The sequence below is a fragment of the Sphaerisporangium siamense genome (assembly GCF_014205275.1).
In the GTDB taxonomy this organism is placed as follows: Bacteria; Actinomycetota; Actinomycetes; order Streptosporangiales; family Streptosporangiaceae; genus Sphaerisporangium; species Sphaerisporangium siamense.
The window spans coordinates 4,950,090-4,968,454 of sequence record NZ_JACHND010000001.1 but is presented as its reverse complement, the minus strand read 5'-3'; the positions used below and the strand labels follow the sequence as shown (position 1 = coordinate 4,968,454).

At 72.7% G+C, this 18,365-nt stretch carries 12 protein-coding genes; 9 read left to right on the top strand and 3 right to left on the bottom strand.

Annotated features, from left to right (window positions below; translation table 11 throughout):
• Positions 1-57: 57 nt before the first annotated feature.
• The 3 genes from BJ982_RS22955 to BJ982_RS22945 all read right to left on the bottom strand — a co-directional run bounded on the left by BJ982_RS22955 (position 58) and on the right by BJ982_RS22945 (position 6,791).
• Complete coding sequence (locus BJ982_RS22955; protein WP_239122762.1) at positions 58-2,643, bottom strand: collagenase; 2,586 nt, start codon at positions 2,641-2,643, stop codon at positions 58-60.
• A gap of 411 nt (positions 2,644-3,054) precedes the next feature.
• A complete protein-coding gene (locus tag BJ982_RS22950; RefSeq protein ID WP_239122763.1) occupies positions 3,055-3,993 on the bottom strand; it encodes a diacylglycerol/lipid kinase family protein in 939 nt (312 codons plus the stop codon).
• A 188-nt stretch (positions 3,994-4,181) separates the two neighbouring features.
• Positions 4,182-6,791 carry an immune inhibitor A domain-containing protein gene (locus BJ982_RS22945; RefSeq protein ID WP_239122764.1) on the bottom strand — a complete coding sequence of 870 codons (2,610 nt, stop codon included), beginning with the start codon at positions 6,789-6,791 and terminating at the stop codon, positions 4,182-4,184.
• A gap of 487 nt (positions 6,792-7,278) precedes the next feature.
• On the opposite strand from BJ982_RS22945, the gene BJ982_RS22940 reads away from it, so the two are divergent.
• The 9 genes from BJ982_RS22940 (at position 7,279) to BJ982_RS22900 (ending at position 18,237) form a co-directional block, all read left to right on the top strand.
• Complete coding sequence (locus tag BJ982_RS22940) at positions 7,279-8,637, top strand: FAD-binding oxidoreductase (RefSeq protein WP_184883265.1); 1,359 nt, start codon at positions 7,279-7,281, stop codon at positions 8,635-8,637.
• A 53-nt stretch (positions 8,638-8,690) separates the two neighbouring features.
• Positions 8,691-10,328, top strand: coding sequence for a serine/threonine-protein kinase (locus tag BJ982_RS22935; protein WP_239122765.1), 1,638 nt, complete (start codon positions 8,691-8,693; stop codon positions 10,326-10,328).
• 142 nt (positions 10,329-10,470) lie between these two features.
• The gene (locus tag BJ982_RS22930; RefSeq protein WP_184889188.1) at positions 10,471-12,003 is read left to right on the top strand and encodes an acyl-CoA carboxylase subunit beta; all 1,533 of its coding nucleotides are present in this window, start codon (positions 10,471-10,473) and stop codon (positions 12,001-12,003) included.
• Between the two features lie 4 nt (positions 12,004-12,007).
• A complete protein-coding gene (locus BJ982_RS22925) occupies positions 12,008-13,975 on the top strand; it encodes an ATP-binding protein (RefSeq protein WP_184883263.1) in 1,968 nt (655 codons plus the stop codon).
• Entirely contained in the window at positions 13,972-14,760 is a 789-nt protein-coding gene (locus BJ982_RS22920) for an enoyl-CoA hydratase-related protein (protein ID WP_184883261.1), read from the top strand. Before BJ982_RS22925 ends, BJ982_RS22920 begins: the two co-directional genes overlap by 4 nt.
• Complete coding sequence (locus tag BJ982_RS22915; RefSeq protein ID WP_275411665.1) at positions 14,742-16,526, top strand: acyclic terpene utilization AtuA family protein; 1,785 nt, start codon at positions 14,742-14,744, stop codon at positions 16,524-16,526. The genes BJ982_RS22920 and BJ982_RS22915 overlap by 19 nt, the downstream gene beginning before the upstream one ends.
• Entirely contained in the window at positions 16,492-16,995 is a 504-nt protein-coding gene (locus BJ982_RS22910; RefSeq protein WP_184883259.1) for a DinB family protein, read from the top strand. Before BJ982_RS22915 ends, BJ982_RS22910 begins: the two co-directional genes overlap by 35 nt.
• A gap of 74 nt (positions 16,996-17,069) precedes the next feature.
• Complete coding sequence (locus tag BJ982_RS22905; protein WP_184883257.1) at positions 17,070-17,303, top strand: hypothetical protein; 234 nt, start codon at positions 17,070-17,072, stop codon at positions 17,301-17,303.
• A gap of 82 nt (positions 17,304-17,385) precedes the next feature.
• Entirely contained in the window at positions 17,386-18,237 is an 852-nt protein-coding gene (locus BJ982_RS22900) for a helix-turn-helix domain-containing protein (RefSeq protein WP_184883255.1), read from the top strand.
• Positions 18,238-18,365 lie beyond the last annotated feature (128 nt).

The following is an 18,365-nucleotide window of genomic DNA, read 5'->3' as shown; positions in this document are numbered from 1 at the left end:
CCCCGGCTTTCCGATCACCCTCGGTCAAGGGCGTCGGTCTTCCCCCACGGTCTCCTCTCAGTACTGGACCTGGACGGCCGCGCCGCCGAAGCCCTGCGTGGCGTACAGGCTGATGTAGTGGTAGCCGGACACGGGGTTGGTGACGACCAGGCTCTCGCCGTTGCCGGCGTTCGCCGAGCGCCGGCTGTAGGTGGACGTGGTGGCCCAGGAGCTGGGGCTGTAGTACAGGTCCGCGTTGCCGGTGCCGCCGGAGGAGGTGATGGTCAGGCGGGACACCCCTGCGGGGACGTACAGGTAGAAGTACTTGTAGTTCCCGGTGGTCGCCGACAGGTCACTCCGCTGACAGTTGCGTCCCAGTTCGTCGGTCCTGGCCGCGGTGCACTCCGGCAGGGACGTTCCGCCGGTGCTCACCGTGACCTGCTTGCTGACGCCGCCGGTCTTGCCGCTGTTGTCGGTGACGGTCAGCTTCACCGTGTAGGTGCCGGCGGCGGCGTAGGTGTGGGACGGGTTGGCCGCGGTGGAGGTGGTGGCGTCGCCGAAGTCCCACTGGCGCGCGGCGATCGTGCCGTCGTCGGTGGAGGTGTCGGTGAAGTTCGCCGTCAGCCCGCTGGAGGCGTAGGTGAAGCCGGCCGTCGGCGCCTGGTCGCCGCCGCCGCTGCCCGGGCAGGTGCCCGCGGCGCACGCGGCCAGCCAGGTCCACCAGGCGCTGTCGTAGCGGGTGCCGATGCTGCCGGTCAGGAACGACCTGGCCGTGCTCCAGCTTCCGGCCCGGTAGTGGCCGAGGACGGTGGCGACGTCGGCGGGACGTTGCTCGATCATGTACCGGACGGCGAGGTAGCCCCAGCGGTAGACGCGCGTGGTGTCGTGCGAGTAGGTGGTGCCGAACAGCGTGCTGAGCGCGTACGTCCGGTAGCCGGCCTCGGTCATGGCGGCGTCGTAGCGGACGCCCCGGTAGTGGTAGGAGATGTACTCGGCGAAGCCCTCGATCCACCAGATGGTCGGCGTGCTCACCCCGGCGGTGAAGTCGCCGTACATGTCGAACCGGCCGTCGAGGTAGTGGGTGTACTCGTGGTTGAGGTTCCAGATCTCGAAGGTGGGGCGCACCCACTCGGCCTCGTAGGCGATGAAGCGCGCCTGGTTGCCGGACGCCGACGGGTCGCCCTCCAGGTACATGCCGCCGTTGTTGGTGTCGATGCCGAACATCGCCCCGGCGTAGGTCTGGTAGTCGGTGCTGGAGTCGAAGACGCAGACCTCCAGCGCGGTGTTGTAGTCGTAGGCGACCGGGCGGTTGCCGTCCTTGGCGATGGAGTGGAAGTAGGCGTCCTGGTTGGCCAGGCTGGAGCAGGTGGCGGTGAGCTGCGCGGAGGTCATCTGCTGCGCGCGGATCCTCAGCGTCGAGCTGCAGGTGTAGGTCACCGTGAGGACGTCGACGGCGAGTCGCCGCTGCAGGTCGCAGACGCCGTAATAGCCGCAGGACGACGCGTCCAGCGAGGACGCCATCTCCGCCACGCCGACCGACAGGGGCGCGGTCGGCCCGGTGAGGCGGGTGCGGCCGAGCAGGTCCTTGGCCATCGGGCGGACGGCATCCCGCAGCGCGGGGTATTGGAGGAACCGGGCGAGCTCGCGGCCGGCGTTGGCGGTCAGGAAGCCGCGGTCGGTGCCGAGCAGGCCGATGTGCCGCACCGCGAAGGCCCGCAGCGTGCCGAGGACGGAGGGGTCGGCCTGGACCGCGGCGGCGAAGCCGGGAGCGGAGTGCCCGCCGAACAGCACGTTGTAGACGCTGTTGACGGCGTTGACCATCCACCAGTGCGCGTCGTAGGAGGCGTCGTAGCCGTCGAGCAGGCGCTGCAGGACGCGCAGGTAACGGGCGTTCTCGCGGGCGGCGTCGATCAGCGTGACCGCCTCGGAGAGCACCTCGCCGTTGGCGTCGCCGACCGTGGCGGAGCGCGGGTTGGCGAAGAAGGCGTCGAGCGCGGCGCGGGTCGCGGTGCGCAGTGTGGACCCGTAGGCGCCGACGTCGGAGGGGTGGGCGCGCCGCGCGGCGTATCCGGCCTGCAGGTAGCGCAGGAGCCGGACGGTGCCGGCGCCGTCGTCCCCGGTGTAGCCCGTGGCGTCGCCGCGTAGCGCGGCGGCGACGGCGGCCATCCGGGGCTCGGCGAACGCGCCGCGGGCGGCGCCGCCGCTCAGCGAGAACAGCGAAGTGACGCAGTCGGTGGTGGCGGCCTTGATCCGCTCCACCAGTGCGGCCGCCGTGCCGCCCGCGAAGTCGCCGGGCGCGCACGCCGCCGCCGTGCCGGCCAGGGCGGGGCGCTTCATCGAGGGCCGCGGGTGTGCGGCGGAGATCGGGGCGCGGTCGTAGTCCTCGCGCAGCGCGTCCTTGGCGGCGGGTAGCGGCGCGCGGTCCTTGGCGGGCTTCGGGGCCCGCCGGACGTGGTCGGCCCCGTCGTTGACGAAGCCCGGCGAGACCGGCGGGGGCTGGGTGGCGGTGAGGGCGGCGGTGGAGTCGGCGGGGGACGGCGGGGGTTCCGCGGCGCCCGCCGGTGTGGCCGCCAGCACCTGGAGCGCGAGCCCCAGGCTCAGACAGGCGGCGGCCGTCGCGGGCAGGCGACCGCCCGCCCGGCGGCGGAAACTCGGGATTCTCACGTACAACCTCCGGGGGGTGTTCGAGGAACGGGCGTGAGGTCGGGCACGTGGGCCGGAAGGGATCGCCCCGGGGAGCTCATCCGGGCGGGGCGTCCGGCCTTGACGGCCCCGCGTCGCTCATCCGTGCGGCGACGCGCAGCCCGAGTGTGCGGGCGCCGTTCACCGGATGGTCATAAAAGAAGACATAAGTCTGGGCGATAGCCCCGAACGCCTACACGTCCCGCAAGATCACGAAAAATCCCCCACGCCAGGCCGGCGCACACTCCGTCCCAGGTCCGGACACGGGGTCGGGAAAGGCGGCCATCCACCGATCAGAGCTCCGCGAGGCACGTGACAGGTACCCACGACAACGTGGCCGTGGACGAGACCGACGGAACGCGAGCGTGAGACCGGGGCCCGGGTGGGTGTGGATCAGGTGTCGACGAAGCGTGGGGGGACCATGACGCGGAGGCCGTTGGGGATGGTGCGGATGGTCATGGGGGTGCGGAGGCGGACCTCGCCGTCGACGTCGGCGGCGATCGGCGGGTCGGTCTCCAGCAGCATCTCGCCGCCGGTCACGAACGGGCCGCCCGCGAGGCTGCGCCACCGGCCGCTGGTCGCCCGCACCATGGTCTCGGCGATCAGGCGCAGCCGCTTGCCGGAGCCGAGCTGGTAGGCGACGAGGCGGCGGTTGTCGATGCTGATGTCCTTGGCGATCTGCCAGCCGCCGTGGTAGCGCCCGTTGGCGATGTTGAGCTGGTGGGTCAGCAGCTCGTGGCGGCGGCCGTCCACGGTGATGAAGGCGCGGAACGGCTTGTGCCCGGGCAGGAGGGCCAGGGCGGTGAGGGGGTAGGCCGCGCGGCCGAGGGCCCGCTTGAGCCAGGGCTTGACCCGGCCCGCGACCTCGACCGACACCCCGAAGCTCGCCAGGTTGGCGAAGGGGCGGTCACCGGCCATGCCGAGGTCGATGTCGGCGACCTTGCCGCGGCTGAACACCTTGACGGCCAGGGCCAGGTCGAGCGGGAGGCCCAGGCTGCGCGCGAAGTTGTTGGTGGTGCCGAGCGGGAGCACGCCGAGCGCGACGTCGCGGTGGGCGACGTGCTTGACGGCCTCGCTGAGGCTCCCGTCGCCGCCGCCGACCACCAGAAGGTCCGGCTGGAGGTCCAGCGCCTCGGTGATGGTCTGCGGGAGCCTGGTGGGGTCCATGACGGCGTAGGACCGCAGCGGCCGGAACCCGTCGGCCTGGAGCAGCCGCAGCGCCTCGAAGTAGCTGTGGCGCCCCTTGCGGGACCGGGTGTTCACCACGAGGACGACGCGGCGCAGCGCGCGGATCGCCGCCGTGTGCTCCGCCTTGCTCCGCAGCTCGCTCACCGATCTGCCGTCCTTCGAAAGTCGCGGGGGACATGCCGTGCGCTCGCCGCAACGGTCGTGCACAGCGTACGGGACGGGCACGGCCATGCCGTACCCGTCCCGGAGTCCCGCCGTGCCCCGCCGGAGCCCGCGTGGGCTCCGGCGGGGCGTGTCCCGGCCGCGCCATCACGGGCGGGCCGGGCTCACGATCACTTGGCAGGCGGTGCGGTGAACTGCGCGATCACGCCGAGGTTGCCCGGCAGAGGCGCGATGAGCTGGATCTTCACGCCGGCCTGCTTGCCCTCGTCGCCGGGGTTGCCGGAGCCGAGGGTGAAGCCGTTGACGCTCTCTCCGTACAGGTCGGTCGCCGGCGTGCCGTCGGGGTTGACCACGCGGAGGGAGTACTGCTGGTTGCCCTTGGAGGGGACGACCACGGAGCCGTCGCGGAATCGGTAGTACAGCCCGTCCTCACGGTTCTCCAGGCCGGGGTACCAGCCCTTGGCGTCGGTGAAGGAGGTCACCGGGTTCTGCGGCTTGAACTGGGTGCAGTACTCGGTGAACGCCGCGCCCTCGATGCACTCCTTGAAGGCGTACGTCTTCTTGAAGCCGAAGGCCGCGTTGGAGGACTGCGGGCGGGACGGGATGTTCTTCAGCACGCTGGTGTCCACCGTGGCCGCCTCGCCGGAGCGGCGCAGCGGGTCGAAGTGGGAGTCCACCAGGAGCAGCTGGCCCTTGGACCCGGGCGACGGGAGCGTCCAGATGTTGGAGGCCGGGTTGTTGAGCGGGATCGCCTCGTCACGCAGCCAGACCAGCAGGCCGGGAGCGTTGTAGGGGACCTTCTCGACCTTCCAGGCGCCCTGGCGGTTCCAGGTGGTGTCGTAGGTGTACTTGAGGCCGTTGTCGAAGCCGTCCAGGTTGCGCCACTCGGCCAGGTAGTACTGGGCGCTCTTCAGCGAGCCGCTGTGCTGCGTCCAGCCCGCGCCGGAGGTGTCGGTGAAGGTGCCCTTGACGGCGGTCCAGCCGTTGGCGCCGGACTCGACGTCGTCGCTGAAGACGGTGGAGCCGCCGCTGACGACCGAGAAGTCGTCGGCGAACCAGCCGCGCTCCTCGGCGGCGGCGTCGGTGGCGTACCGCAGGCGGAGCTTGACGTTCTTGCCGGCGAACGGGGCCAGGTCGACGTAGTAGTGCTGCCAGCCGCCGGAGTCGCCGGTGAGGCCGTACTTCTTGTTGCCGTAGTCCTTCATGCGCTTGTTCGGGTCGGCGTAGCCGTCGTCGGTGGAGACGAGCTCGCCGCCCGCGCCGTAGATCTTCTGCTCGGACCAGGTGGTGCCGCCGTCGGCCGAGACCTCGACGAAGCCGTAGTCCCAGTCGGCCTCGATCGTGTAGTCGTTCCAGAACCAGAACTTGGTGTCGTTCCCGGCGGGCACGGCGATGTCACGGGTCAGCTTGACGTCGGCCCAGTCCTGGTCGTTGCCCGACCACCAGACCTTGGCGCCGCTGTGCGGCGTGGTGAGCGTGACGTCCTTGTCGGGCAGGCTGATGCGGACGCCGTCCTCGGTGAGCTTGGGCGTGCGCGAGGTCTGGCCCACGGTGACGAGCTTGCTGCCGTCACCCGGCTTGAGCACCTTCGGGTTGGCCCAGCCGAGCACCCACTTGTCCCACAGGCCCATGTGGGTCGGCATGGACTGGAAGATGGGGCCGGCGTGGGATCCGGAGGACATGAGGTCCCAGAACTCCACGTCGCTGTCGCCGGCGCCGGTCGCGTCGTAGAGGTCCGGCAGGCCGAGGTCGTGGCCGTACTCGTGGGCGAACACGCCGACGCCCGAGTTCTCCGGCTGCACGATGTAGTTGGAGATCTTGACGTTGGTGCCCGGGATGGTGTAGCCGCCGGGGATCGCGCTGGAGTGGGCCCAGATCGCGAAGGTGCCCTGCGCGCCGCCGCCGCCGGACTTGTCCTCACCGGCGTGGACCAGCACCAGGTGGTCGACGACGCCGTCCGGCTCCTTGAAGTTGCCGTCGCCGTCGGCGTCGGAGGTGTCCTCCTGGTCGTAGTCGGCCCAGTTGAAGCCGGGGTTCGACTTGACCAGCTCGTTCACCGCGTCGATGCCGAGCTGCGCGGCGCCCCGCGGGTTGTCGGGGTGGCCGGAGGTGTCCTGGACGGCCGCGCCGCACGCGCCGGCGCCGTACCACGCCTCGGAGTGCGGGACCTTGATCCAGCCGATGGCCTCACCGGTGACGGTGTAGGCGCCCTTGGACATCTCCTCGTACATGTTCTTCATGGTGTAGCCGGCGATGTCGATGCCCGGCTTGCCGTCGCGAGGGTCGCGCAGGTCCGTGCGGACGCGCTTGGTGATGCCCTTGCTGGAGTAGAGCATGTCGTTGTAGTGGGCGTTGTTGAAGTCCTTCACCCACATCGCGTTGTTGTCCTTGCCACCCCCCGCGGCCTTGGCGGGGTCGGGGATCTGGTTGTGCAGCGGCCCGCTGATCTTGGTGCCCGCGGGCTCGGTGACACAGTCGTTCGCGTCGTTGATCGTCTTCGGGTGGCTGAACCCGGAGAAGTCGTCGTTGGCGTTCTCGTTGAACTCGACCAGCAGCGTGAGCAGCTTGGCCTTCGTCGTGGTCTTCGCCTTCTTGTACAGCCACTCGGAGGGGTTCTTGCCCGTGCGGACGGCCTCCTGCTCGCGCTTGGCGAGCACGCGCGCCGCGACCGGGTTGCCCTCGGAGTACTTACGGTCGAACTGCTCCGCGTTCGGGGCGCCGCGCAGCCGGGCGTTGGTCTGCACCTTCTCGCTGGACTTCGCCGCGATGTCGCTCTGCACGCGAGGCGGAGCGTAATTGATGTAGTAATCGCTCGGCTTCGGCTGGTACCGCGCGACCGTGGTGTCCCCCGGTGCCGCTGCCGCCGTTACCGAGAGCCCGGCAACCGCCAGTCCCACGACCGGCAGCACAGCGATGAGCCGCCTGATTTTGCGTGACAACAGGGTTTCCTCCTCCGCCCTTACCGGGCTTCACCCGGGTTCACCGGGCGACGTCCAAGACGCGCCGGGATGGACGCGCCAACGTGGAGACTTGGAGCGCTCCGTCAGGGAACCCCCAAGAATCGGCAAAGCGGACGTTAGAGGAAAAAGTAAAGGTAGAGTAAAGCCATCCGAGGATGTTGCGAAATCGTCATCATGATCCCGGAAAAGCCCGAATTTTCGGCACTTGCGGGGCGGCACTGACCCACGCTGACCGGCGCATACGTCCGGGCGAATCGCCCCGTGCCCGGGTCGGCGGCACGCGGGGACAGCACGTACAGTCGCAGACGTGAACGCTCTCCCTGCCCTGGTCGACGCCCTCCCCGCCGGACGGGTCCTGACGGATCCCGACGTGACCGAGTCCTACGCGCGCGACCAGACGTTCCTCCGGCCGGGGACGCCGTTGTGCGTCGTGGCGGCGCAGACCCGCGACGACGTCGTGACCACCCTGCGCTGGGCCACCGAGCACCGCGTGCCCGTCGTCCCCCGGGGAGCGGGCACCGGCCTCGCGGGCGGCGCGACCGCCCTGGACGGCTGCGTGACGCTCTCGCTCGCCCGCATGACCGCCATCCGCGAGCTGTCCCCCGCCGACGAGATCGCCGTCGCCGAGCCAGGCGTGGTGACCGCCGACCTGGACCGCGCCGCGCGCGAGCACGGCCTGATGTACGCCCCGGACCCCTCGTCGTACGAGATCTCCACCATCGGCGGCAACCTCGCCACCAACGCGGGCGGGCTGCGCTGCGTGAAGTACGGCGTCACGCGCGACTCCACGCTGGGCCTTGAGGTCGTGCTGGCCGACGGCAGGGTGCTGAACACCGGCCGCCGCACGATCAAGGGCGTGACCGGCTACGACCTGACCGGCCTGTTCGTCGGCTCGGAGGGCACGCTCGGCGTCATCACCGCGGCCACGCTGCGCCTGCGCCGCGCCCCCGCCCTGCCGCCGGTCACGATCGCCGCCGAGTTCCCCTCGCTGCGCGCCGCCGGGGACGCCGTCGCGGCCATCGTCGCGGCCGGGTGCCGCCCGTCGCTGCTGGAGCTGATGGACCGGGGCACGCTCAAGGCCATCGACGACTGGAAGAACATCGGCCTCGAAGACGACGTCCAGGCGATGCTGATCGCGCAGGCCGAGGGGGACGCGCCCGGCGACGCGAGCGCGATGGCGCGCCTGTGCGAGGAGAACGGCGCCGGCTTCGTCGCGGTGTCCTCCACGCCCGAGGAGACCGAGGAGCTGATCGGCATCCGCCGCCTGGCCTACACCGCCAAGGAGCGGCTCGGCGCGTGCCTGGTCGAGGACGTCTGCGTGCCCCGCTCCGCGCTGCCTGACATGATCAGCGAGATCGAGCGGGCCGCCGCCCGGCACGACGTGCTGATCTGCACGGTCGCGCACGCCGGTGACGGCAACCTGCACCCGGTGTTCATCTTCGACCGGGGGCTGCCCGAGCCGCCGGAGAACGTCTGGGCCGCGGCCGACGAGGTCTTCCGCGCCGCCCTGGACCTCGGCGGCACGCTCACGGGCGAGCACGGCGTCGGGCTGCTCAAGCGGCGCTGGCTCGGCCTGGAGAGCGGGCCGGTCACCGACGAGGTGCAGCGGGGCATCAAGCAGGTCTTCGACCCTCTGAACATCCTGAATCCCGGCAAGGCCATCTGACCGCGAGCCCGCGCTCTCCGTCGTCACGCTGGTAGCGTTCTATCCCACAAGGCGTGAAAAGGGCGATATCGGGGGTCGAGGTGGTACAGGCGCTCAGGGACGACGATCCGCGCCGCCTCGGCGTCCACGACCTCACCGGACGCCTCGGCGAGGGCGGTCAGGGCGTGGTCTACCTGGGCCGGGCCCCGGACGGGCGGCAGGTCGCGATCAAGCTCCTGCACGCGCGGCTCTCCGGCGACCCCGAGGCCCGCGGCCGGTTCCTGCGCGAGGTCTCGGTCGCCCAGCGGGTCGCCCGGTTCTGCACCGCCTCGGTCCTGCACGCCGACCTGGCCGGCGACCGGCCCTACATCGTCAGCGAGTACGTGCCCGGCCCCTCGCTGCGCCAGCTCGTCGAGCACGAGGGCCCGCGCCAGGGCGCCGCCCTGGACCGGCTCGCGATCAGCACCGCGACCGCGCTCGCCGCGATCCACCGCGCCGGCGTCCTGCACCGCGACCTCAAGCCCGCCAACGTGCTCATGGGCCCCGAAGGTCCCGTCGTCATCGACTTCGGCATCGCCAAGGCGCTGGACTCCCCCGGCGCGACCATCACCCAGGACACCCTCGGCACCCCGTCCTACCTGGCCCCCGAGCAGCTCAGAGGCGGGGCCGTCACCGCGGCGGTGGACCTGTTCGCCTGGGGCGTCACGATGGTCTTCGCCGCGACGGGACGGCCGGCCTTCGGGGCGGACTCGATCCCCGCGGTGATCAACCGCATCCTCAACGAGCCGCCGTACCTGGGGTCGCTGGAGCCGCCGCTGCGCGACATCGTGGCCGCGTGCCTGTCCAAGGACCCGGCGGCGCGGCCCACGGCCGACGACGTGGTCACCCACCTGATGGGCCGCCCCCACGCCCCGCCCCCGGGCCCGGAGGACACGCGCGGCGCGTCGCGCGCCCGGCGCGCGGTCCTGCTGCCGGTCGCGGCGGGCGTCGCCGCCGCCGTGCTGGGCGGGGGCTCGGTCGTGCTGGCCCAGTCGCTCGGCGCCTCGTCCTCCTCCGCCGCCCCGCCGGTGACGCAGAGCCCGTCGGGCCTGGTGGAGGGCACCTGGTCGGCGGCGCCCTCCCCGGCCGAGCCCTCGCGCCCGGCCAGGACGCCGGGCGCCACGCGGCGGGCCACCACCCCGGCGGCGAAGCCCGCGCGCACGCCCAAGCCCGTCGCGACCCCGTCGGCGAGCCCGTCGCGCACCCCGAAGCCGAGCGCGACCGCCAAGCCCTCCCCCACCCGCACGCCCGCGCCGTCCCCCACGCCCACCGTCAAGCCGACGCCCACGGCGAAGCCGACCGTCAAACCCACGCCCAAGCCCACCCCGAAGCCCACCGCCGCCCCCAAGCCGAACCCGTACACCGCGGCCCAGGTGTGCGGGTCGGGGTACAAGGTCATCGACTCGCACTCCTACGGCGCGGGGACCACCTACCTGCTCTACAACGCGACCGCGGGGAAGAACTGCGTGACCACCCTGTCCAAGTACGTGGTGGCGCGGAAGGTGAAGATGAGCGCGACCCTCCAGGCGAAGGGCACGACGGCCGTGACCGACAGCGGGAGCTACACCGCCTACGCCGGCCCGGTGCGCCAGGCCGCCAAGAAGGTGTGCGTGATCTGGGGCGGCGGGTACGGCGCGACGACCTGGAAGAGCGGCTGGTCCCACTGCGGGTAGCGGGGCCGCCGTGCCGGGCCGTGTGCGCGCCGCCGCGGTGTACTACGGTCTGGGCCACGGGCACCGGCACCCCGGGGAGTGAAGCGTGATCGACAGCAGGCTGGACACCGCGGGCGCCGAGTTCCGCGCGCGGCGCGCGGCCATGCTGGCCCGGTTGCGCGAGCTGGACGCCGAGCACGCCAAGGCGGTGGCGGGCGGCGGCCCGAAGTACGCCGAGCGCCACCACCGGCGCGGCAAGCTGCTGGCCCGCGAGCGCGTGGAACTGCTCCTCGACCCCGACGCGCCGTTCCTGGAACTGTCCCCGCTGGCCGGGTGGGGCACCGGCGTCCCGGTCGGCGCGAGCGTGGTGACCGGCGTCGGGGTGGTCGAGGGCGTGCCGTGCGTGATCGTCGCCAACGACCCGACCGTGCGGGGCGGCGCCTCCAACCCCTGGACGCTGCGCAAGACCCTGCGGGCCGCCGACATCGCGCTGGAGAACCGGCTGCCCCTGATCAACCTGGTGGAGTCCGGCGGCGCCGACCTGCCGTCCCAGAAGGAGATCTTCATCCCCGGCGGGCGGGTGTTCCGCGACCTGACCCGGCTGTCGGCCGCCGGCGTGCCCACCGTCGCGATCGTCTTCGGCAACTCCACGGCGGGCGGCGCCTACGTCCCGGGCATGAGCGACCATGTGATCATGGTCAAGGAGCGCGCCAAGGTCTTCCTCGGCGGCCCGCCGCTGGTCAGGATGGCCACCGGCGAGGATGCCGACGACGAGTCGCTCGGCGGCGCCGACATGCACGCCCGGGTCTCCGGCCTCGCCGACCACCTGGCGCTGGACGAGCACGACGCGCTGCGCCTCGGCCGCCGCGTCGTGCGGCGCCTCAACCGGCGTCCGCCCGCTGCCCCGCCCGGCGGCGCGCGCCCTCCCGTGTACGACGAGGAGGAGCTGCTCGGCGTCGTCCCGGAGGACCTGCGCGTGCCGTTCGACCCGCGCGAGGTCATCGCCCGCGTCGTCGACGCCAGCGAGTTCGACGAGTTCAAGCCGCTGTACGGCGAGAGCCTCGTCACCGGCTGGGCCGAGCTGCACGGGCACCCGATCGGTGTCCTGGCCAACGCCCGGGGCGTGCTGTTCAGCGACGAGGCGCGCAAGGCGGCGCAGTTCATCCAGCTCGCCTGCCGGGCGCGCACCCCTCTGCTGTTCCTGCAGAACACCACCGGGTACATGGTCGGCACGGAGTACGAGCGGGGCGGCATCGTCAAGCACGGCGCGATGATGATCAACGCGGTGTCGAACTCGACCGTGCCGCACCTCACCGTCGTGATGGGCGCCTCCTACGGGGCCGGCAACTACGGCATGTGCGGGCGGGCCTACGACCCGCGCTTCCTGTTCACCTGGCCGAGCGCCAAGTCGGCGGTCATGGGCCCGGCGCAGCTCGCCGGGGTGCTGTCGATCGTGGGCCGGGCCGCCGCCGAGGCCCGCGGCCAGGTCTACGACGAGGAGGCCGACGCGGTGATGCGGCGGACGGTCGAGGAGACGATCGAGGCCGAGTCGCTGCCCTTCTTCCTGTCGGGGCGGCTGTACGACGACGGCGTGATCGACCCGCGTGACACCCGCACCGTGCTCGGCCTGTGCCTGGCGGCCATCGCCGGGTCCCCCGAGCCGGCCGGGCACGGCTTCGGCGTCTTCCGGATGTGAGCCCGTGATCGGACGCCTGCTGGTCGCCAACCGCGCCGAGATCGCCCGCCGGGTGTTCCGCACCTGCCGCGACCTCGGCATCGAGACCGTGGCGGTGTTCTCCGACGCCGACGCCTCCTCCCCGCACGCCGCCGAGGCCGACCACGCCGTCCGCCTGCCCGGGGCCAGGCCCGCGGACACCTACCTCGACGCCGCCGCGATCGTGGCCGCCGCGCGGGGCACGGGCGCGGACGCCGTGCATCCCGGCTACGGCTTCCTGTCGGAGAACGCCGCGTTCGCGCGCGCCGTCCTGGACGCCGGGCTCACCTGGATCGGCCCGCCGCCGGAGGCCATCGCCGCGATGGGCGCCAAGATCGGCGCCAAGGCGCTGATGGCCGCGGCCGGGGTGCCGGTGCTCCCCTCGGCCGCGCCCGGGTCCGCCGCGGAGCTGCCGTTCCCGGTGCTGCTCAAGGCGTCGGCGGGCGGTGGCGGGCGCGGCATGCGCGTCGTGCGCGACCCGTCGGGGCTGGCGGAGGCGGCCGAGGCCGCCGGGCGCGAGGCGCTGGCGGCGTTCGGCGACGGCACGCTGTTCGCCGAGCCCCTGCTGGAGGGCGCCCGCCACGTCGAGGTGCAGATCGTCGCCGACGCGCACGGCACGGTGTGGGCGCTCGGCGCGCGCGACTGCTCGGTCCAGCGCCGGCACCAGAAGGTCGTCGAGGAGGCCCCCGCGCCGGGGCTGCCGCCGCGGGTGCGCGACGCGCTGCTCGCCGCCGCCGTCAAGGCCGCCGAGGCCATCGGCTACATCGGGGCCGGGACCGTGGAGTTCCTGGTCAAGGGCGACACGGTGGCCTTCCTGGAGATGAACACGCGGCTGCAGGTCGAGCACCCGGTGACCGAGTGCGTGTACGGCGTGGACCTGGTGCGCCTGCAACTGGAGGTCGCCGAGGGCGCCCGCCTGCCCGCCGCGCCGCCCGAGCCGTCCGGCCACGCCGTCGAGGCCCGCCTGTACGCCGAGGACCCGGCGGACGGCTGGCGCCCCCAGGCCGGGACGCTGGACCTGTTCGAGATCCCCGGCGTGGACGCGCGGTTCGGGCCGCCGCCGGGCGGGGCCGCGTCCGGGCTGCGGCTGGACTCCGGGGTGGAGACCGGCTCGCGGGTGGACGTCCACTACGACCCCATGCTCGCCAAGGTGATCGCCTGGGCCCCCACCCGGGCGGCGGCGGCGCGGCGGCTGGCCGCCGCGCTGGCCCGCGCCCGCCTCCACGGCCCGGTCACCAACCGGGACCTGCTCGTCCGCGTGCTGCGGCACGAGACGTTCCTCGCCGGCGACGCCCACACCGGGTTCCTGGACACCCTGGACCCGGCCGGCGGTTCCTCCGGGCCGCCGCGGCGGGTGGAGCTGGCCGCGCTGGCCGCCGCGCTGGCGCTCGCCGCCGCGCGCCGCGCCGCCGCGCCGGTGATGGGCGGGCTGCCGAGCGGCTGGCGCAACGTGCCGTCCCAGCCGCAGCGCGCCGCGTTCGACGCCCCGTCAGGACGCGTCGAGGTCGCCTACCGCCTGACCCGGGCGGGCCTGAGCGCGGAGGGGTTCGCGGACGTGACGCTGGTCGCGGCGACGCCCGCGCGGGTCGTCCTGGAGGTCGCCGGGGTGCGCCGGGGCTTCGAGGTGGCCGCCTACGACGACGCCGTGCACGTGGACTCTCCGCTCGGCGCGGTGCGGCTCACGCCGCTGCCGCGCCTGCCCGAGCCGGCGGCGCGCCCGGCCCCGGGCTCCCTGCTCGCCCCCATGCCCGGCACGGTCCTGCGCGTCGCGGTGGCGCCCGGGGACCGGGTCGCGGCGGGGCAGGCGATCCTCACCTTGGAGGCGATGAAGATGGAACACGAGGTCCGCGCCCCCGCCGCGGGGGTGCTGTCCACCCTGAACGCCGCCGCGGGGCTTCAGGTCGGGGCGGGGGCCGTCCTCGCCGTCATCGAGGCCGCAGAGGAGGCGCCGTGACCGCGCTGGTACACCTTGAGACGGCCGGCGGGGTCGCCACCGTCACGCTGGACTCCCCCGCCAACAGGAACGCCCTGTCCACCCGGCTGCTGGCCGAGCTGGAGCGGGCGCTGACCGGCGCCATCGGCGACGAGGCCGTCCGCGTGGTGGTGCTGACCGGCGCCGGGCCGGTGTTCTGCTCGGGAGCCGATCTGAAGGAGCAGGCGCCCGCGGGAGGGCCGGGCGACGCGCCGGTCACCGCGCCGGTCACCGAGGCACTGCCCACCGTCATGAGCCTGATCTGGAAGAGCCCCAAGCCGGTCATCTGCCGGCTGAACGGCACCGCCCGCGCCGGGGGCCTCGGGCTGGTGGCCGCGTGCGACTTCGCCATCGCGCCGGACTCGGCGACGTTCGCGTTCAGCGAGGTGCGGCTCGGCGTGGTGCCCGCCATGATCTCGGTGACCGTGCTGCGGCGGGTGGAGCCGCGCGCCGCCGCCGAGTACTTCATGACCGGCGAGGTCTTCGACGCCGCGCGCGCCGCCGAGATCGGCCTGCTCACCCGGGCCGTCCCGGCCGGGGAGCTGGACGCGGCCGTCGCCCACTACGCGGGCATGCTGATGCGCGGCGGCCCGGAGGCGCTGGCGATCACCAAGCGGCTGGTCCGCGAGGTTCCCGGTATCCCGGTCGAGGAGGGCATGCGGCGCATGGCGGAGCTGTCGGCCCAGCGGTTCACCTCGGCCGAGGGCCAGGAGGGGCTGCGCGCGTTCATGGAGAAGCGTCCCGCCGCGTGGGCGCCCTCCCCGTGACGGCGCCGCTGCGCGTCGCCAACTGCAGCGGTTTCTACGGCGACCGGCTGTCGGCGGCCCGCGAGATGGTCGAGGGCGGGCCGATCGACGTGCTCACCGGCGACTGGCTCGCGGAGCTGACCATGCTCATCCTGGCCGGCAACCGGCTCAAGGGCCGTCCGGGGTACGCGCGCACGTTCCTCACCCAGATGGATCAGGTGCTCGGCACCTGCCTGGACCGGGGTATCAAGGTCGTCTCCAACGCGGGCGGCCTGGACCCGGCCGGGTGCGCGGCGGCGGTGGCCGAGCTGGCGGACCGGCTCGGGCTGCCCGCGCGGGTGGCGCACGTCACCGGCGACGACCTGTCCGGGCGCGACCTCGCCGCCCTCGGCGTGCCACCGGAGGAGAGGCCGCTCACCGCCAACGCCTACCTCGGCGGCCGGCCCATCGCCGCCGCCCTGGAGCACGGCGCGGACGTCGTGGTCACGGGCAGGGTGACCGATGCGGCGCTGGTGACGGGGCCGGGCATGTGGCGGTACGGCTGGGGGCCGCACGACCTGGACGCGCTGGCCGGGTCGGTCGTGGCCGGGCACGTCATCGAGTGCGGCTGCCAGGCCACCGGCGGCAACTACGCCTTCTTCACCGAGGTGCCCGGCCTGCCGCGCTGCGGTTTCCCCATCGTCGAGCTGCGCGCCGACGGGTCCAGTGTGATCACCAAGCACCCGGGCACGGGCGGGCGGGTGTCGGTGGGCACGGTCACCGCGCAGCTCCTGTACGAGATCGACTCGCCGCGCTACCTCGGCCCCGACGTGGTCGCGCGTTTCGACACGATCCGGCTGGCGCGGGAAGGGGAGGACCGCGTGCGGATCAGCGGCGTGCGGGGCGAGCCGCCGCCGGGCACGCTGAAGGTGGCGCTCAACCACCTCGGCGGCCACCGCAACACGATGACGCTCGTGCTCACCGGCCTGGACATCGCGGCCAAGGCACGGCTGGCGGAGGAGGCGGTGTTCGCCCGGGTCCCCCGGGAGGCGTTCGGCCAGGTCCACGTGGAGCTGACGCCGCTCGGCGCGCCGCAGGGCCCCGAGGCGGTGGCGCTGCTGCGGATCACGGTGATGGACACCGACCCGAGGAAGGCGGGGCGCGCGTTCTCCTCGGCCGTCGTGGAGACCGGGCTGGCCAGCTATCCGGGGTTCTACGCGCTCACCCCGCCGGGCGAGGCGTCCCCGTACGGGGTGTACCGGCCGTCCTTCGTGCCCGCCGGGGACGTGCGCGCCGAGGTGTGGTTCGGGGACCGGCGCGTGTGGCGCGACCCGGGCCCGGCCTCGTACCCCGCGACGGCCGGGGACGCTGGGCCGCGGGCCGAGCCCGCCGCCCCTGTCGTGCCCGCCGGGCCGGTCCGGGAGGCGCCGCTCGGCACGGTCGCGGGGGCGAGGTCCGGGGACAAGGGCGGGGACGCCAACCTCGGGGTCTGGGTGCGCACCGACGCCGCGTACGCCTGGCTGGACGCCTTCCTCACCACCGACCGGCTCCGGGCGCTGCTGCCGCCGGTGGCCGGGCTGACGGTCGAGCGGTACCGCCTGCCGAACCTGCGGGCCCTCAACTTCGTGGTGCGCGGGCTGCTCGGCCCGGGCGTCGCGGCGAGCCCGCGCCTGGACGCCCAGGCGAAGGCGCTCGGCGAGGAACTGCGGGCGCGGGTGGTTCCTATTCCCATATCCGTTGGACAGGGGCACGCCGGTCTAGGAGGCTCCATTCATGAGCCGAACCGACATTCCTCCCACCTGGGATGAACGCGCCACACTCACCACCATGCTGGACTACGTCCGGGCCACGGTCCACGCCAAGTGCGCGGGCCTGTCCGAGGAGGACGCCCGCCGCGCCCCGCTGGCGACCTCGCCGCTGACAACGATCAGCGGGCTGGTCAGCCACCTGCGGTGGGTCGAGTTCGCCTGGATCGAGTGGCGGCTCTTCGGTGAGGAGGACCGCGCGCCCTGGACCGAGGAGGACCCCGACCGCGAGATGCGCATCGCCGTGGAGATCCCCTTGGAGCAGCTGCTCAAGGAGTACGAGGAGCAGTGCGCGCGCTACCGCGAGCTGGTGGCGTCCCTGGACCTCGACACCGTGGCCGAGCGGCCCGTCAGGGACGGCACGCACGTGACGCTGCGCTGGATCCTGCACCACCTGATCGAGGAGACGGCCCGGCACAACGGGCACATCGACATCCTGCGCGAGATGGCGGACGGCGTCACCGGCGACTGATCCGCACCACCTGATCCCCTACAATTGCGCGCAATTGTGACCATTACGGTTGCCATTTGGGAAGGAGGATATTCATGCGTCTTCGGTTCCTCGGCTCCACCTCGGAGGCCGGCGCCTGCCCCTCGCTCTACGAGACCGACCGCGGCACGATCGTCGTCCAGGGCCTGACGCTGATCGACCCGGAAGCCCGGGCCGACCTGCGCGAGGTCCTTCCCGGCGAGTCGGCCGTGGAGGTCCCCCGGGCGCTGCTCGTCGAGATCGCGCGCGCGGTCCTGACCGGCCAGGAACCGGGGCCGAACGGCGGCTGATCACGAATAGGGTGATCCCTCTGGCACACGGGCCGCTGTAGGTCTACCCTCTTGCGAGTCCGTCGCCGACCGGAGGGTGAGCGTGAGCAGCTTTCAGCAGGCGCGGATCGACCTGGGCGTCCGGCTCCGCCACCTGCGAGAGACGGCACAACTCTCCGGCAAGGACCTCGCGGCGCGGCTGAACTGGCAGGCGTCCAAGGTCTCGCGCATCGAGAACGCCCGGCAGACCGCGACCGAGGACGACGTGGTGATGTGGGGCCAGGCCGTCGAGGCGACGCCCGAGGTGATCGACCAGCTGATCGCCGAGGCCGTCGGGCTCCTCGAACGGCAGGAGTCCTGGAGGCAGCGCCACAAGAGCGGGCTCGCCGCGCTCCAGGAGGACGTGCGTGACCTGGAGTCGCGCACCCGCCTCTTCCGCGTGTTCGAGCCCGCCGTCATCATCGGCCTGCTCCAGACGGCCGAGTACGCCCGGCACATCTTCTGCAAGGTGCGCCGGGTCTACGGCGCCACCGACGACGTCGACGCCGCGATCCGCGTCCGCATGCGCCGCCAGGAGATCCTGTACGACCAGGAGCGGCGGTTCCGGTTCGTGCTGCCCGAGGCCGCCCTGCGCTACCGCCTCGCGCCCGCCGACGTGATGCGCGGCCAGCTCGACCGGCTGCTCGCCGTCACCACGCTGCCCAACGTCGAGTTCGGGGTGATCCCCTTCGCGGCCGAGCTGCCGTCCGCGCTGCTCAACGGCTTCTGGATCTACAACGACTCGCTGGTGGCCGTTCCGACGCGCACCAAGGACTTCCAGCTCCGCGACCCCGAGGACGTGGCCTTCTACACGGGCGCGTTCGAGGATCTGTGCGAGGTCGCGGTGTTCCGCGAGAAGGCGCGCGAGGTGATCGTCCGCGTGCTCGTGGACTTCGCCGACCCGGTGGGGCCGTAACTTCCGGCGGCCCATACCATCAGGATGGCGAACCGAAATATCTGCATAAATATGCACTAACCAGTCTTGATGAACGCCCCGAATATTCGGACTACTAACAATCGTCCCTTAAACCCCACAATTGCTTG

What these genes read in the sequence shown, in the direction of transcription:
- BJ982_RS22930 (WP_184889188.1), top strand. Translation starts at nt 10,471, where the DNA reads ATGCTGGCCCGGTTGCGCGAGCTGGACGCCGAGCACGCCAAGGCGGTG.
- BJ982_RS22910 (WP_184883259.1), top strand. Translation starts at nt 16,492, where the DNA reads ATGAGCCGAACCGACATTCCTCCCACCTGGGATGAACGCGCCACACTC.
- BJ982_RS22905 (WP_184883257.1), top strand. Translation starts at nt 17,070, where the DNA reads ATGCGTCTTCGGTTCCTCGGCTCCACCTCGGAGGCCGGCGCCTGCCCC.